General features: G+C 45.0%; 17 protein-coding genes. 2 read left to right on the plus strand and 15 right to left on the minus strand.

The genetic code is table 11. From position 1 onward, the window contains the following. Positions 1–41: 41 nt before the first annotated feature. The 7 genes from galU to ACOJUO_RS11785 all read right to left on the minus strand — a co-directional run bounded on the left by galU (position 42) and on the right by ACOJUO_RS11785 (position 4,739). Positions 42–869, minus strand: coding sequence for a UTP--glucose-1-phosphate uridylyltransferase GalU (gene galU, locus ACOJUO_RS11755; protein WP_422136884.1), 828 nt, complete (start codon positions 867–869; stop codon positions 42–44). A gap of 62 nt (positions 870–931) precedes the next feature. Beyond that, positions 932–1,549 (minus strand): hypothetical protein, encoded by a 618-nt coding sequence (locus ACOJUO_RS11760; protein WP_422139872.1) that lies wholly within the window; start codon positions 1,547–1,549, stop codon positions 932–934. Further along, the gene (locus tag ACOJUO_RS11765; protein ID WP_422139873.1) at positions 1,542–2,300 is read right to left on the minus strand and encodes a tyrosine-protein phosphatase; all 759 of its coding nucleotides are present in this window, start codon (positions 2,298–2,300) and stop codon (positions 1,542–1,544) included. The genes ACOJUO_RS11760 and ACOJUO_RS11765 overlap by 8 nt, the downstream gene beginning before the upstream one ends. Positions 2,301–2,542: 242 nt before the next feature. After that, complete coding sequence (locus ACOJUO_RS11770; RefSeq protein ID WP_422136887.1) at positions 2,543–2,875, minus strand: type II toxin-antitoxin system HicB family antitoxin; 333 nt, start codon at positions 2,873–2,875, stop codon at positions 2,543–2,545. Further along, positions 2,872–3,126, minus strand: a complete 255-nt coding sequence (locus tag ACOJUO_RS11775) for a type II toxin-antitoxin system HicA family toxin (protein WP_422136888.1) — start codon at positions 3,124–3,126, stop codon at positions 2,872–2,874. The genes ACOJUO_RS11770 and ACOJUO_RS11775 overlap by 4 nt, the downstream gene beginning before the upstream one ends. A gap of 876 nt (positions 3,127–4,002) precedes the next feature. Continuing rightward, positions 4,003–4,428: a helix-turn-helix domain-containing protein gene (locus ACOJUO_RS11780; RefSeq protein ID WP_422136889.1), complete on the minus strand. Its 426-nt coding sequence runs from the start codon at positions 4,426–4,428 to the stop codon at positions 4,003–4,005. Beyond that, complete coding sequence (locus tag ACOJUO_RS11785; protein WP_422136890.1) at positions 4,425–4,739, minus strand: type II toxin-antitoxin system HigB family toxin; 315 nt, start codon at positions 4,737–4,739, stop codon at positions 4,425–4,427. Before ACOJUO_RS11785 ends, ACOJUO_RS11780 begins: the two co-directional genes overlap by 4 nt. Positions 4,740–5,161: 422 nt before the next feature. Between ACOJUO_RS11785 and ACOJUO_RS11790 the strand changes: the two genes are divergently transcribed. Beyond that, positions 5,162–5,581: a hypothetical protein gene (locus tag ACOJUO_RS11790; RefSeq protein ID WP_422139874.1), complete on the plus strand. Its 420-nt coding sequence runs from the start codon at positions 5,162–5,164 to the stop codon at positions 5,579–5,581. Positions 5,582–5,676: 95 nt separating this feature from the next. Here ACOJUO_RS11790 and ACOJUO_RS11795 read toward each other — a convergent pair whose 3' ends face one another. The 4 genes from ACOJUO_RS11795 to ACOJUO_RS11810 form a co-directional block, all read right to left on the minus strand. Further along, on the minus strand, positions 5,677–6,003 hold the full coding sequence (locus ACOJUO_RS11795; RefSeq protein WP_422139875.1) for a hypothetical protein: 327 nt from the start codon (positions 6,001–6,003) through the stop codon (positions 5,677–5,679). Between the two features lie 684 nt (positions 6,004–6,687). Continuing rightward, positions 6,688–8,322: an IS1634 family transposase gene (locus ACOJUO_RS11800; RefSeq protein ID WP_422139876.1), complete on the minus strand. Its 1,635-nt coding sequence runs from the start codon at positions 8,320–8,322 to the stop codon at positions 6,688–6,690. A 262-nt stretch (positions 8,323–8,584) separates the two neighbouring features. Continuing rightward, complete coding sequence (locus tag ACOJUO_RS11805; RefSeq protein ID WP_422139877.1) at positions 8,585–9,244, minus strand: hypothetical protein; 660 nt, start codon at positions 9,242–9,244, stop codon at positions 8,585–8,587. Between the two features lie 73 nt (positions 9,245–9,317). Next, positions 9,318–9,641, minus strand: a complete 324-nt coding sequence (locus ACOJUO_RS11810) for a RusA family crossover junction endodeoxyribonuclease (RefSeq protein WP_422139878.1) — start codon at positions 9,639–9,641, stop codon at positions 9,318–9,320. A gap of 559 nt (positions 9,642–10,200) precedes the next feature. On the opposite strand from ACOJUO_RS11810, the gene ACOJUO_RS11815 reads away from it, so the two are divergent. Continuing rightward, the gene (locus ACOJUO_RS11815) at positions 10,201–10,782 is read left to right on the plus strand and encodes an ATP-dependent zinc protease (protein WP_422136893.1); all 582 of its coding nucleotides are present in this window, start codon (positions 10,201–10,203) and stop codon (positions 10,780–10,782) included. A gap of 263 nt (positions 10,783–11,045) precedes the next feature. On the opposite strand, the gene ACOJUO_RS11820 is transcribed toward ACOJUO_RS11815, so the two are convergent. The 4 genes from ACOJUO_RS11820 to ACOJUO_RS11835 all read right to left on the minus strand — a co-directional run bounded on the left by ACOJUO_RS11820 (position 11,046) and on the right by ACOJUO_RS11835 (position 14,850). Then, a complete protein-coding gene (locus tag ACOJUO_RS11820) occupies positions 11,046–11,570 on the minus strand; it encodes a hypothetical protein (RefSeq protein ID WP_422136894.1) in 525 nt (174 codons plus the stop codon). Further along, a complete protein-coding gene (locus ACOJUO_RS11825) occupies positions 11,560–11,865 on the minus strand; it encodes a hypothetical protein (RefSeq protein WP_422136895.1) in 306 nt (101 codons plus the stop codon). Before ACOJUO_RS11825 ends, ACOJUO_RS11820 begins: the two co-directional genes overlap by 11 nt. 137 nt (positions 11,866–12,002) lie before the next feature. Continuing rightward, positions 12,003–13,403 (minus strand): O-antigen ligase family protein, encoded by a 1,401-nt coding sequence (locus ACOJUO_RS11830; RefSeq protein ID WP_422136896.1) that lies wholly within the window; start codon positions 13,401–13,403, stop codon positions 12,003–12,005. A 76-nt stretch (positions 13,404–13,479) separates the two neighbouring features. Then, complete coding sequence (locus ACOJUO_RS11835) at positions 13,480–14,850, minus strand: undecaprenyl-phosphate glucose phosphotransferase (RefSeq protein WP_422136897.1); 1,371 nt, start codon at positions 14,848–14,850, stop codon at positions 13,480–13,482. Positions 14,851–14,860 lie beyond the last annotated feature (10 nt).

Consider the following 14,860-nt stretch of genomic DNA (forward strand, 5'->3'; position numbering starts at 1 on the left):
CTAATTATTCAAAAAGTGGGTTCAAAGTCAACCACTTATTATTAATGAGCGTAAAGCTTATCGTAGCAATAGTTAGTGGCTTCGATGAAACCTTCAATACTGCCGCAATCGAACCGTCTGCCCTTGAATTTATAAGCCAGCACACAGCCAAGCTGAGCCTGGGTCATCAGCGCATCGGTAATCTGGATCTCACCTCCCTTGCCCGGCTGGGTATCTCTGATCAGGTCGAAAATGTCCGGAGTGAGAATATAGCGCCCGATAATGGCCAGATTACTGGGAGCCTCTTCTCTGGCAGGTTTTTCCACCATATTTTCTACGCGAATCAGGTCATCAGAAATAGCCTGTCCGGCAATGACACCGTATTTATGGACTTCATCTTCCGGCACTTCCATGACTGCCACAATTGAGCAACGGAACTGTTTGTAGAGCTGTGCCATCTGTGCCAGTACACCAGGCCCATCGGCATTGATACACAGGTCATCGGCCAGGACCACACCAAAGGGCTGCTTGCCAATTAATGTTTCACCACAGAGAATGGCATGGCCCAGACCTTTCATCTCTCGCTGTCGTGTGTACGAAAAAGTACAGCTGTCGATCAACTGTCGAATATTGGTCAACAATGTTTCTTTGTCCGTACCTGCGATCTGGTGCTCCAGCTCGTAATTGGTATCGAAGTGATCCTCCAGTGCTCGCTTACCGCGACCAGTCACCATACAGATGTCCGATAAGCCAGCCTGCAGGGATTCTTCTACACCGTATTCAATCAGTGGTTTGGACACCACCGGCATCATCTCTTTGGGCATACTTTTAGTAGCAGGCAGAAAACGCGTACCGTACCCGGCAGCAGGGAAAAGACATTTTTTCAGCATAATCAATTGTACTTTTGTGATTTAAGAGCTTTTTATGCCCTTTGGGGAAAATAGCTAATACTTTAAGGCAGTGGGTATTTCTGTTCTATCTGTTTAGCCCGATGAGGATAAAGCGTTACCAGCCGCTGATGACTGCTATTGAGCATCTGCTGAGTCGGCTCAGACAACCATCCGTGATAATATCTGCCAAGAATGCTGGCGTTTTCCATTACGTATTGTTCCCACGGACCGAGTTGGTCAGCGCGAACCAATGCCTGCTCAAACGACGAGTCAATTAATGATCGCTGTGAACGAGCCTGAGCATAGTTGCTCCAGCTATAAGGCCAGCCAGGCCTTAACAGAATGGATTGTTGCCAGGCGTCAAGTTCTGACAGCTCTCCGTAATCATGCTTTGACCAGCCCGCTTGTACTCCCCGATCAAGTACTTTGGCACGCATCACCAGCAAGTCCGGAGAGCCTGGCATGTTGTCTAACGCCTTATCTGCACCATTCAGCGTGAGTTGCCACTCTTCTTTATCCACCGAGAAGCCGTCATCTTCTTTCGTTTTAGCAGCCCAATGATCGAGAAAGTTCTCTGTCTGGGAGCGCCATATCTGCGACTGCACCAGATTCCATGCAGTATTCAAGGCGGTTACCAGCAGAACTATCGCTGGAAAAACCATCAACCATCGCTTAAACATCACGTCCAGCCTTTAAGAGTGATTGGTTACCAAAGAGCGAAAAGGTCAACAAGTCCGGATTGATCATCGTCAACTGATCCCGAAACTCCTTACCGTACCAGTCATCCAGCACCTCTGCAGCAGCCTTCATCGCGGGTGGTCGATGTTTGCTGTGATGAGCATCAGAAGCCACAAATTGCACCAGTTCATGATCCAGTAGCCAGCGGGCTGTGGTCTGCGCCTTTTCACCAAAAAAACCGGGAATGCAACCCGCAGTCACCTGCAACAAAGCGCCCCTCTCCACCAGCGGGAAGATTCGCTCAGGGTAGGCCATCAATTCTTTATTACGTTCCGGGTGAGCAATCACTACCCTCACATGCTGCCGAGTCAGCCACTCAAGCATTTCTTCAATGCCCATGGGAATATTCTGGTGAGGCATCTCCAGCAACAGACAGTCGTTGCCCTCCCACTTGCCGATCATCGGAATACGCTCATTGCGGAGCTGAAACATCAACTCGTCACTGAAGCGCACCTCAGCGCCCATGGCCAGTTGAATACCCACGCCTGCTTCAAGGGCTAAGCCTAACAGTGCATCAAAGGCGGGAGCAATGGTGGTGATATCGTTATCGTAACGACCAGGATGCATATGGGGCGTACAGACTAACCGCTGGATATCATTGGCTTCGGCAATACGCAGCAGTTCCAGAGACTGCTCCGGGGTGTCCGGGCCATCATCAATGGCGGGGATAATATGGTTATGAATATCGATCATGTTTAAAAGCTATTCACCGCAAGGGCACGTGAAATTATCGGTTGAGCAAAACGTTCGCAGTGCAGCAGGCATTAAACGGCAGCTTTCTTGCAAATCCTGGGCTTGTTGCTCTGAAAGACTTATGGATCAGGTTTCACCATCCTCGGTCAATCGCCAGGCGCGGACCCGCATACTGTTGTGGTGTGGGGAGAGCTGGAGAAAGACCAGCTCTTACCCGATTTAGGCTCCGGTAGGCAGAGAGGTTAAATTTGAGAAGCATTGCTTAGAACTTCTGAAGCCCACTGGTTCAGGCTTTTCCCTTTTGCTTCGGCGGCAGTCGCAGCAGCAGCATGAACTTCCGGTGAAATCCGCAGCATCAGATTGCCCGAATAGGGTCTCTGAACCGGACGCCCCGTTTTTTCACTGATTGCAATATAGTCATTAACCGCATCATGAAAAGCCGTTTCCAGTTCATCTACAGAAGAACCATGAAAACCAACAATATCTTTTATGCCAGCCAGATGCCCTACAAATATACGATCTTCATCATCGTATTCAACTCTGGCTATATAGCCTCTATATTTCATTATATTCATGGTTTAATCCCTGCCTGTTCCAGAAAACGCCTGGCATCCTTAATCCGGTACCGTAGCGATGCTTTGTCTGGGTGCGGTCTATGAAAATCAGCACGTACATCATTCAGAACGAAACTGACTGAAGAACCTCCCTTAGTTGTCCGTTTGGCTCCCAATGACAGAAACAATGCTTCGAGCTTGCGCCACTCAATATTGCCATTTATCGGGTCGGCAAATAGCGCCTTTAGTGTTTTTCTATTTGCATTATTCATGATTTGAAATGATAGCTTAATGCGCAATCATACCAAATGATATTTTAGGAGCCTAAAGCCAAATTCAGCGGCACGAACGGAGCTAGTGTCCGCTGAAATTTTTTGGTACGCCCGGCATGGGCATGAAATTATGGGATGAAAGTCCCTTCTGGGTAAACCAGCATCGGATCTTGCGCTTAACAGGCCAACTGATAAGATTGATGGGCAATGCTACCCCACTCGGGTAGGTATGTCACAAGGTGATCCACTTTAACCGCTACTGTTGAATGTACTTCTTGATAACCTGGACAAGGAACTGGAATACCGGGGTCACTGTTTCGCAAGATATTGCGATGACTTCGTGATATTGGTTCGCAGGCAATGGGCAGGGGAAAGGGTGATGGAAAGCATCACTCAGTACCTTGAACGTCGACTAAAACTGACAGTCAACCCGACCACAAGCAAGGTGGTGAAATTCACGAGATCGAGTTCCTGAGTTTTACCTTCACAGGGAAGAGAATCCGCTGGTCACAGAAGGGCCTGCTTCGCTTTAATTACTGCCCCATACTGTTACTGGATCAATGGATACGTCGGCGCATCCGTTGCTGTTTTATCAAGCAGTGGCGTAAGCCGAAAACTCGTTATATAAATCTGATCAAGTTAGGCGTTGACCATATCAAAGCCGCCTCGATCGCAGCCAGTAACAAAGGGTATTACCGGTTGAGCAAAACGTTCGCAGTATAGCAAGCATTGAACGACAGCTTTCTTGCAAATCCTGGGCTTGTTTCTCTGAAAGACTTATGGATCAGGTTTCACCATCCTCGGTGACTCGTGTAGTGCGGACCCGCACGCTTCGTGGAGTGGGGGCTGGAGGTTAGAATCCTCCGGCTACCCGATTTATGCTCCACTGAAGAATACAGACGGCGATATTTTGAACCGTTGTGAAAGAGCCTGAATATGATCTCTGGTTAGATTTCGTGAACCATTCAAGATCATTGAAACCAAACTCTTACTTCCCAGCTCACTTTTTAAATCATCAGCTTTGAGCTGATATTGATCCATTAGTGTTCTTAGAACAGCTACACCATCATCCAGAGCTTCAATTCTTGCATTGAAATCTGAAAAATCCTCAGACTCATCTTCCCATTTTTCAATGGATATAGAGAGAACTTCGATTAGAGGAAGATATTTATCGTAGTCTTCGATGAGTTCTTCCATTAATTCCAGAGCTTGTTCGTACTCTTCCTCACTATGAATACGACTTACAAAGCCTGCTTCAGAAAAAAAGTCTAGAGCCTTTTGCTTAAGATTTGTGTATCTCATGTACCAGCCTCCTTTGCGTACTTCTTGCATAGTTTGTCGTATTCAGAGTGTGAGACGATGTGTTTGACATACATTCTACTGTCTCTGAACTCAATGAAAGCTATGAGTCGAAGGTTGTTGCCACCAACATCTATTACCCACCATTTATCTTTGTACTTGAAATTATCCAAGCTGGGGAATAGTGAACTCAACTCATTCGGGCTATGAAAATCACTATTTCTCAATGACTTATAGGTTGCGTCAATTGCAGTAGCATCGTTTGGATACTTTTTTGCAGCCTCGTTAAACGGCTTTCTTGAGATAACGTGCATAATAGTCTCTATGTTCACGTATTGTGAACTCTAGCACGCATAAGGGAATTTTACAAATTGTGAACTAGAAGAATTGATAGGAGCATAACGCCTGGTTCAACCGCGCTGCGGACGTCGGTTGGAGGGGGCGCAGGCCCGGAACGAACTGGAACCATTCGGTACTTATTGAGCCTTCTCCCCAGCTTATTGCCGAAACAATAAGCTAAAGGCAACCAATCAATCCCACATGGAGAAGACCCAATGGGATTCTGCATTAATTCTCACCCATATTACTGCGGTATAGATCTACATGCCCGAATGCTTGGTTGACTCGACTGGGGAGAGCTGGAGAAAGGCCAGCTCTTACCCGTTTAGGTGCGTGCTACAGGGGAGTACGAAAACTATAATACCGCTAACTTACTGATCTATAGCAGGTTGCCAGCGTGAAAAGTAAATACTTTCAGTATGTATTGTTTGTCATTTGCCTTAGTAGCTCATCTGTTCACTCTGATTACGAAGAGATATTAGATCGGCTTATGTATGATGAGCACAGGGTAGCATGGTGTTTTGGTGCTCGCAGAGTCTTAAATTTAATGATAGAAAATTTAAATCGATGCGATCATTGCTTATCTGAATACTTCAATTTCATGATAGAAAATAGAATTCAAGGCATCAGGATATGGCGTTTATACCACTATCTATCTAATGAATCTCTCATACACTTTATCGGAATTATCCAAGATGGTATTTCCAAAGTACTAACTCCAGAAGCTATTCAGGAAATGGCAGACTTGAAAAGACATGATATTAAGCCTAACTTTGAAATTCATCCAAATATTCATTTGTTCAATTTTCATGAATAGCACTTAACGATGAGCAAAGCGGCGGCACGTCTAGCGTCGTCTGCTTGTGCAACAACAGGATAAGATTGCGGCTGGGCGCGATCTATCCTTATTCGTTATGCGCTGCTGATGAGTGCGACCAGTGACATTGATAGTAGAATCAGGATACCAAGTGGCATTATAGCAACAACAATACCTGCAATAGGCCAGCCCAACCATTTTGGTAACCTTTTGGTAATAAAATCCCCTACGAGGTTTGATAAACTATGAACAGAAGAAACCCAACATAAGAATGCAGAAAAAATACCCAGAAATGTTACTGGCCAGTATCCTGCCTTATGACCAGCCGCAATGAATAATGCAGATAAGCTAACCCAGGCCAACCAAGAGAACCAATTTTTGATTCGGTTTGGTTCATTTAACCACTTAATGAAGGCAATCAATTATTAACCCCATGACTTTTTAAATGTTTTATATCTCGTTATTATCTTTAAGTCTTCTCCAAACATTCACCCATTCATCACTGTCTAAATCCAAACTTTTAATTTTTGTTCATGGCCCATATTTTTAATGCTGCCCCATTAACAATAATCGAATCATTTGGATAGATTGATATGGTTATTCCTGATTCGAGATGTTCTACAGTAGCTGGCTCACCTCGGATTATATTAATTTTGAAATCTTTTGGATCAAGATAAGCTTAGTTAATCAAGGCCGACTTTATTCTTTTCAGTTGACTCACTATAGAAAACCTCATACAAAATAATTAATTCAGGAAATACAATATAGCAGATAGTTGAATGCACCTTACTACTAAGCGCATAACGCCAAATTCAGGGGCAGCGTGTCGGCGCCGACCTCTGGATTTTTTTTATGAGTTTTTACTCAGAACCTCCTCAATAACTTTGACCAAGTCCTATTCAGGGTGGCATCGTTTTAACACTAAATCAGCGACACTGGTGTTTAGTCTGATTCTAATATCCTTCGTGGTTGTGACGTTGAAAAAGTATCTTGCCCACGCTGCGCAGGCGAACCTTTATGAAAGTGGAGCCATTGAAGAAATCTCGACGCATAAGGCGATGAAAAGTGGAACCCGGTTGTTTGGTAACCGCCTTTCACCACCCCTATCAGGAATACATGGACTCGTAAAAAATGCCCAAAATTTGAATGATCGTCCACTGCCTTTCCTTCAAGCCAATCACATGTTCCTCCTGATTATTGACCGTTAATACACTAAGCCCCTGGAAACAGAAAAATACCCATCTTGCTGTTGGGTTCTGGCAGGGCTTTTTTTTCTGGTCTGGAAATACACGACTTTGCTTTTTCAGTTCCTGCCTGATTCTGTGCTGGATAGCAGCATAGACCATCAGGCATAGAGTCATCACCATTAACAGGGCTTCAATACGTTCCGCTTTCTTCAGATAGAGCGAAGAGACCAGAAAGTCCGGGCTCTTCAGGAACCGAAAGCCGCCTTCAACTTTTTGTTGCGACTTATAAGTAGACAGCAGCTCAGAGGCATTCAAACTATTTTTATCCAGTTCATTGGTGCTTAGGATAAAACAACCCAGTGAGGCTTCTGCATGCTCCCTTTTCTCGCAGGAAACAAAGCACTCAGCCTGCACAAAGTACTCGAAGTGATCAGGCTTGCTATCCGGCGATGGTCTTCCTTTGCCCGAATAGCAGGGTTTACGGATAACCTCTGGCTCTGTTTCGCTTTGGCAAAGTCTCGATTGTTTCTGCCACAAGGCAAAAGCCTTCAATGCATCGTCCCGGCACAAAAAGGCCTTTTTGCTCAGCTTCTCCAGATCACGGGCCTCTTTCAGTGACTGCTTTTGCATCTTTCGGGTCAATGTTTTCCGTTCACTAAGCCCGCGCTTTTTGTTGAGAAACAGGAACCATCGTTGCTGAACCCCTCCGTAGCAGGAAGGCACTTCAGCTGAGTAGTAATCTTCATAGCCTTCAACAGGCACCAGCGACATGGTTGGCGCTTTGCAGACCAGCTCCTTTGCCTCCTTGATGTTCAGGGGCACCCGGGAGATAAACAGCTGCTTTTGCTCATCAAGCAACTGAAGGGTTTCTGCAACATACATGGCAGCATCAGCAACCAGATAGCGGCTATTCAAAGCGGCCTTAAAACATGACAGATGATTTTTGATAATTTCCTGAAAACAGGTTTTGTCGTTTACATTACCGCTGGCAGGGGCCATAAACACAGGGATGCCCGCCTGATTTTCAGTCATTAACTGCAAGACTACCTGATTCAGGTCAGGCCGGTGGTCACGGCTGTAACCTTGGCAGATATGAATACAATTTAAGTCGTCTGGATTGTCATGACTGTTATAGACTCCATCCACATGAAAGCTGGTGCCATCCAGATTTAATGCCTTGCAAGGAAGTTTCAGATGATTGACGACCTTGACGGCCAGATTGAGATACAAGTCGCTAACACCAGCGTCGTACAAACTGTCGAGAGCCCGACCAAGTACCTTGTCGTTCAAGTGTTCAGCCTGTATACCTTCCCCGATAAGGCGGTCAATCGGCTTATCCTCAAAAAACTCAGGGAGCATGTACAGAGTTTGCCCCGTAAAGCCCAAGCCATTGATGATCATTGCAACTACAGCTTGTCCAATAGTGACATTACGAACATCGGAGTCATTTGTGATACGGGCATCAATGTATTCGGCTATCTTTAACTCCCGACACATAGCGGCAACCAAGCCAAGGTGGTTGAGGTTCTTAGACTGGTATTGAGCTTGAGGCATGTTGGTGCACCTGAATGTCTGTTTATTTCTTTGACAACAGATTTTAGGCAAATATCAATCGGGGTGGTGAAAGGCAGTTGGTAATGTCATTTTATCCCTGATGAATGCAGGAAAGTCTCTGCTCTCACATATAAGGAAGCTGCACAACTTCTGGGCAAATAATGCGAAACGTGAACACCCTGCACGAGATGGTTGTTCAGGGCGTACAAGATTAGGTCTTTGTGCTGAGGGTGGGGCTTAATGTCTACCCTAAGCATATGTGTTAGCCTCGTTCTCTAGTATTAAGATCTTCTAATATTTTGACACCGGTGTTTAACTGATCTGCTTGAATTTCTGTATTAAATCCATGCGCTGCTTGATTTCTTAACACTATTATCTGTTTCAAGTACTCATGCTGTTCGATAGATAATTCTCCATTAGAATATAAGTGATCAGATAATTTATTAAACGCCAATCTTTCTACTGGAATGTTTGTATTTAAGGCTAAAATCCTTAAACAGCTTTCCAATGTACTCCATAAATACAACAGTGCAGCATCAAACATTCCTATTGTTATCAGTTGTTCAACTTCTTCTTTGCGCTCATTGATTTCATCTCTACTAGGTAGAGACTCATTGCTATATGAAAATAAATCAATCCCCTCATCGTCAAGGGTGACCAATATGAACCTCCACCCTTCGTGCTTTGAAATCTCATTTGAAATACTTTGGAATTTATCAATAGAGACTCGCTTGGCTGAGGATTTTATTTCTATGATAAGACCTTCAGTTCCTTTTGTGGCAATAATATCAGGCTGATAATTTTCAAGAGTGAAAGGAAGTGAGTCCCTCTGAGGCTGTATATTAACAGAGTATCCTTTCTCATGTAACTCTTCAGCAAGCTCATTTGCTTTTTGCTCGCACTTCTCATAAAAAGATTTCATAAATATTCCTCTAAAGCACTAGCAAGTCCAACTTTAATATATACACTTTCTTCGCCTGTTGCTGCTGCTTCAGCTAGCATAGAGGGCAAATTTGTAACACATCAATACCATCGGATAAATAGCGGCGATGGCTTTCAACGTCAGTGATTTGCACATCATCAGCGAATACAAGGCTGCTAAGTGCGTCTTGAATAGGTTTAATTATATTGTCCACATCGACAGGTGAATCATTACAAAAATAGACGACTGTTAGGTGTATGTCGTTATCTTCTGTTAAAGGTGGGCCACGCCAGAATTGCCTGGCCCTCCCGTAAATAAAATCTTTCCATGCTTGAAGATTTTCTCGCCTCTTTACTTGGAGCGACACTGGCCTTTTATGCAATAAAAACTCAATCACATTGTACTACCTTACTGAATTTTCGTAACTTGACGTTACACAGTCAAGCCTTGCTTTCTTGGATTTTGAGTAAGAGTAGTATTACCTATAACCATCAAAAATCAATAGTTGCGAATTTGTAGGAGAGGCTAACGCAGTGTGCCAACCCTTTGCCTGCTCTTGTCAAATGGCAATTGTATAATTAGCTGGAGCAAACAACGTACTTTGCTTTTATTGAAGAATAGTTTCTGTCTATTTCGAACTGCTGGGACGTCACAAGATGATGCATTAATCACCGGCACCTCTGCAACTACCACCCAAAGGAGAATGGTGGCATTAGTCAGCAGAGGCTCGTTCATGATTTTCGCCGTGATATTGACGTTTTCACAAATCCCATTCACCAGAAACCCGATAAGCCCGTTCGCAGTGCTGAACTCCTGACGCCCTGACCCTGAGCAATCATCGGGATAATTAGGTACATCGCCATTTAATGCCTCTGGTCAGCACCCTCCGGCAACACCATCCTCCATGAATACACTTAAGGAAAGGTTAAAGAAGTAGTACCTTCATGGAGGAAGATATGTTGTATTCTCTAAGGCTGCGCTATGCAGCTGGTTTTCTTTCACTGGCTCTGATGCTGTTATTCCCGCCACTGTCTCAGCCCCTTTCGGCCAGCACTTCTCAACAGTGCAATATTGGCAACCGTTACCTGGTGGGCCATCTGGAAACCGTGACTCGCATTGACCATCAGTTTGATACCCAACTTCCCGCACTGATTGACTCCGGTTCCACCACATCCTCTATGGATGCCAGGGATATTAATTTCGAAACCTCAGTCAATGGTTCAGACTGGGTAAGGTTCAAGATCCTGACAGAGCGGGGCGGTTATGGTCGGGAAGTGACCCTGCTCAAACCCGTTAAACGGTTTATTCGTGTACTAACCCATTCCGGGAAACCACAACGACGGCCCGTCATAGAAGCCACTATCGAACTGGGCAATATAAAAACCACCACCGAGTTCAGCCTTACCTCACGTTCCAAATTTCCCCAGAGTATTCTGCTTGGGCGGAATACGCTGGATGACCTGGCAGTGATTGATACCTCACAACAGTATCTTCTGGATAGCTGCCAGCCAGCCGGAGGCATTGCTTTCAGCCACTGAAAAGTGGCTGAAAGGCTTAAAAGCCTGGGGAAAAATCACGAAACCTCACACCCAGCAAGGATTTCAGACAGGTATTGTGTGCTCATGGCTGCCTTTCATTGCCGAAGTCTTCAATTTCTTACCGATCTTCACAACCTGCAATGACCGCAGAGATGGTTAAGAGCAGAATATCAGCAAGTTTATGATCTACTTTCCATTGTTGACATGCGTCATAAATGACAGATTCGTTATGTTGCTAATGCACAAAACTACAATTTGTTCATTTACCTTTGAGCCTGATACTTTTTATCTATTTCGAATACAAAAGAGTTGACTAGGGCTATACAGTATTGTAAATCTTGATCTTCAATTACTACTTTATTTCCTTCAAGATCGTAACCATTTCTGTGAATGATGTGGTGCCTTATGTTGAGAATTTCAAGCAATGTTGTACTGATATTAATCTTTATACCAATTACATTTTTGAACAAAACATCAATATCGTTAAGTCTATGCCAGACCATGTTTTTCATTGCATTAATTAAATATTCTTCAACTGTATGATGAAGCAAGTAAGGAATTTTCAGTGATTCAGTTCTAAATTTATTCTGCATTCCTAATCTTACAATCGCCTCCCTATTTGAAGAGATTTCATTTATGAAAAGGTCATATAGATATTTTTCCATCAAGCTTATTACATTAGAAAAATATAATTTATTGTGAAACTTATCATTACTTTGGTTTTCTATTATTTCTATACCAGAACAGAATTCTTCATAGAAACTACTTTTGCATCGGTCAGAAGTCATTTGGGCGATACTCCACACCAATACGTTCTTTTAAGTTTTCTCTATTATTAGTTGACGTTATGTCTAGCTGCCAATCCACACCCACATTTGAAGACCATACCGATATTGAAAATTCATTTCCATTCGAGTCTTCAAATTCATCATGATTTTCTGAAATGCTGTCCTTATGTCTATCTGCAAATATATTTGGAGATGGAACACTAACAACATGTATTTCCTGGTTGTCAAGAAAAATGATTAAATAACCTCCTGAAAGTGGAGGCATGCAATCATTACCTTCAATAGTAAATTTCATGCTTATATGTTGCTCCAATACATATGTGACAGAAAATTATAGTCTATTAAGGTGGACATCCTTATAGCCATTGAACTCAGTGACTTCGGGGGCTTTCATGATTTATCCCTATTCAAAAACCTCTCACCAGAGATCTTTTACCTGCGTGTTTTGCCAACCGTCGGCAAATATCGCGCCAGCAATGCCAGCGCCATCATGCAGATAAAATACGCTGAGTTAGAAGGGATTTGCAGATTAAAATCCACCGATGAGTGAATCATAATGGCCAGAATGCCCATAAAGGCTGTAAAGCCCATACCAATCATCAGCCGATTACGACGCTGGCGCATGGCCACAATGGCATGCCAGACCGCAGCAAGCACCATCAGCGCCAGAATGGCATAAGCGAGCAAACCAAACTCCAGGGGAAACTGCAGAAAATCATTATGGGCCAAGTCATAATACCCCCTCCAGCTACCATCGTGATAAAAAGGCAGTGTCGTATAGAAGGAGCCGCCACCGGAGCCGGTCAGGCCAAAATCGCCAATGGCATTTAGTGTCACTTCGGAGACATTGGGACGGGTCTCCCGTTCCAGTGAAGTCTGCTCAAGACGCTCCACCACCTTCTCCAGGCCAAACCATTGACTGACAATAGCAATGTCGATCACCAGTAAACTGACAAACAGCACCACCATACTCCGGCTCAGCTGTTTTCGACAGATGACGTACAAAAAGCCGGTCACCATCAGGCTTGTGAAAAACGCAGTATTCCCCATACGTGAGCGCGAGAGCACCAGACCAATCACCATAATGGCCAGCCCGGTGCGGAGAATTACCTTATTGCTCATCAGGGTTTTCAGGGTGCGGTGCAGCCATTCCTGCCAACTTTGGGAAGGTCGCTCATTAAGCTGGGCAATCAGCAACCCCATACCAGCGGCTAAAGTCATCTCCAGAAAACCGGCAAAACTGTTACGGTTCACAAAGGTACCGGTGGCGACACCGAAGTAAGAGGGCTTATCCCGGAACAGCAAAACCTCCAGACCTGACAGCGTAGTTAATGAACCAAACACTGCTTGTAAAATACCTGAAATGACCAGCACCCAGGCAAAGATTTTCAGTTTCTCAGGCCGGTCAATCAGTAGAAGACACAGGCAAAACAGCAGGTAATAAGCCATTGTCAGCAAGGCCGTAACCAGCGTGGCAAAAGGATCAATAGAGAGTGGGAGCCATTCGGGAAGAGGCAATTCCAATGCCAAACTGGCTTGAGAATGAATATCCCACGCATGGGGGGAAATCGTTTTTACCCAATTAGCCGGTAGCGGCGTTTGTTGTATAAACAGCCAGCTGGTGATCAGAATAAACCCAACGTGAAACCAGCGGGCTTTCTGAAAAACAAGGGTCACCGGCAGCCGATTCAGGGCATAACCCAGTAACCAGAACAACGCCAGCCCGAAGACCAGCATCATCATAATCCCTATCGCCCACTCGGGCTTGCTGCCTTCGGGTAACGGCAGCCAGAGCATCACCGCCAGCAATGCTAAAAAAAGAACTTGTTTCATGTTTATTTAAATCCGCTGCCCGCTGCTCATAAAAGTCTCAGTCTTATCTTTTTCGGGCAAGGCAGGCAGCGTCAAATCAATAGGCGTTAGGGTTCATAAACCCTTTAAACACGGTACCGATGATAATCCTGATATCCAACCACAGCGACCAGTTGTTGATGTATTCCAGGTCACACTCCACCCTTCGCTGCATCTTATCCAGTGTATCGGTCTCACCCCTGAAGCCGCGCACCTGGGCCAGACCGGTAATACCCGGTTTCACTTTATGGCGTTTCATATAGGATTCCACCAGGTCTTTGTAATACTCATTATGAGCCAGGGCATGAGGCCTTGGCCCGACAATGGACATCCGCCCCTGCAGCACATTAATAAACTGGGGCAGCTCATCCAGACTGGTGCGGCGAATAAAGGCACCGACTTTAGTCACTCGCGGATCACCTTTGGTGGCCTGGGTTACTTTACCCTCGCCTTCCTTATGTACCTTCATACTGCGGAACTTATACACTTTCACCTGCTTGCCAGAAGCACCGTGACGGTATTGCCTGAAAAACACTGGCCCCGGTGACGAAAGCTTCACGGCAATGGCGACACCTATCATCACGGGTGATATCAGCAACAGAATCAGGCTAGCAAACAGAATATCAGACATCCGTTTAATAAAAGCGTTACTGTTGTCCATGGGGGAGCAACTGATATCCAGGGTAACAAAATCACCGACTTTGGTAATGTTATGGTTTAACAGCGGCAGATCCTGCAGCCCTGGCATGTAACGAATGTTGGCGGTACTGTGGCGCAGGGTGAACAGCACCGGCTGAAGCAGAGAGTTTTTGTTAAAAGGAATACAAAGCCAGCACTCATCAAAGCCTTTATTTTCAGCAAGGTATTCTTGTAGCTCTGCCAGTGCCTGCTCATTATTGTGATGCTCAATCACATGTTGCAAACGGAAACCCAAGCTGTTGTCTTTGGAAAAATAGGCGCGCATTGCCTCAAAGTTACGGCCTTCGCCAATCACCAGCACATGCCGGGTATTGCGACCGCGCCGTCGAATCGACATCAATATGCGATAGAGAACAAAGCGGGTCAGCAGCGCCATGAAAATGCCCCCCACCCCCCAGATCAATAACCAGATTCGGGAATACTGCGCAGAGGTTTTGGTCAATACCAAAATGGCAAACAACGTCATAAACGACAGAAGCCATGCAGCAAAAACTCTGCTGAGCCGCTCAATGAGTTTACGCCCACGCCACGGCGAGTAAACATCACACAAAAACGAAAAAACCACGACTAAAAGGGCCTGTATGGCCATCGCATTCACATAATGGGTGGCATGATTCCCAAAACGGATATATTCGGACAGCTCAGCACAACCAATTGCGATGGCTATGTCCATAATCACCAGAGAAAAAAGAGGCAGCCGGGAGCGGCCCGATAACAAAGAGGTAGGCATTTACGTAGAC

Source organism: Endozoicomonas sp. ALC020 (assembly GCF_049275935.1).
Classification (GTDB): domain Bacteria; phylum Pseudomonadota; class Gammaproteobacteria; order Pseudomonadales; family Endozoicomonadaceae; genus Endozoicomonas_A.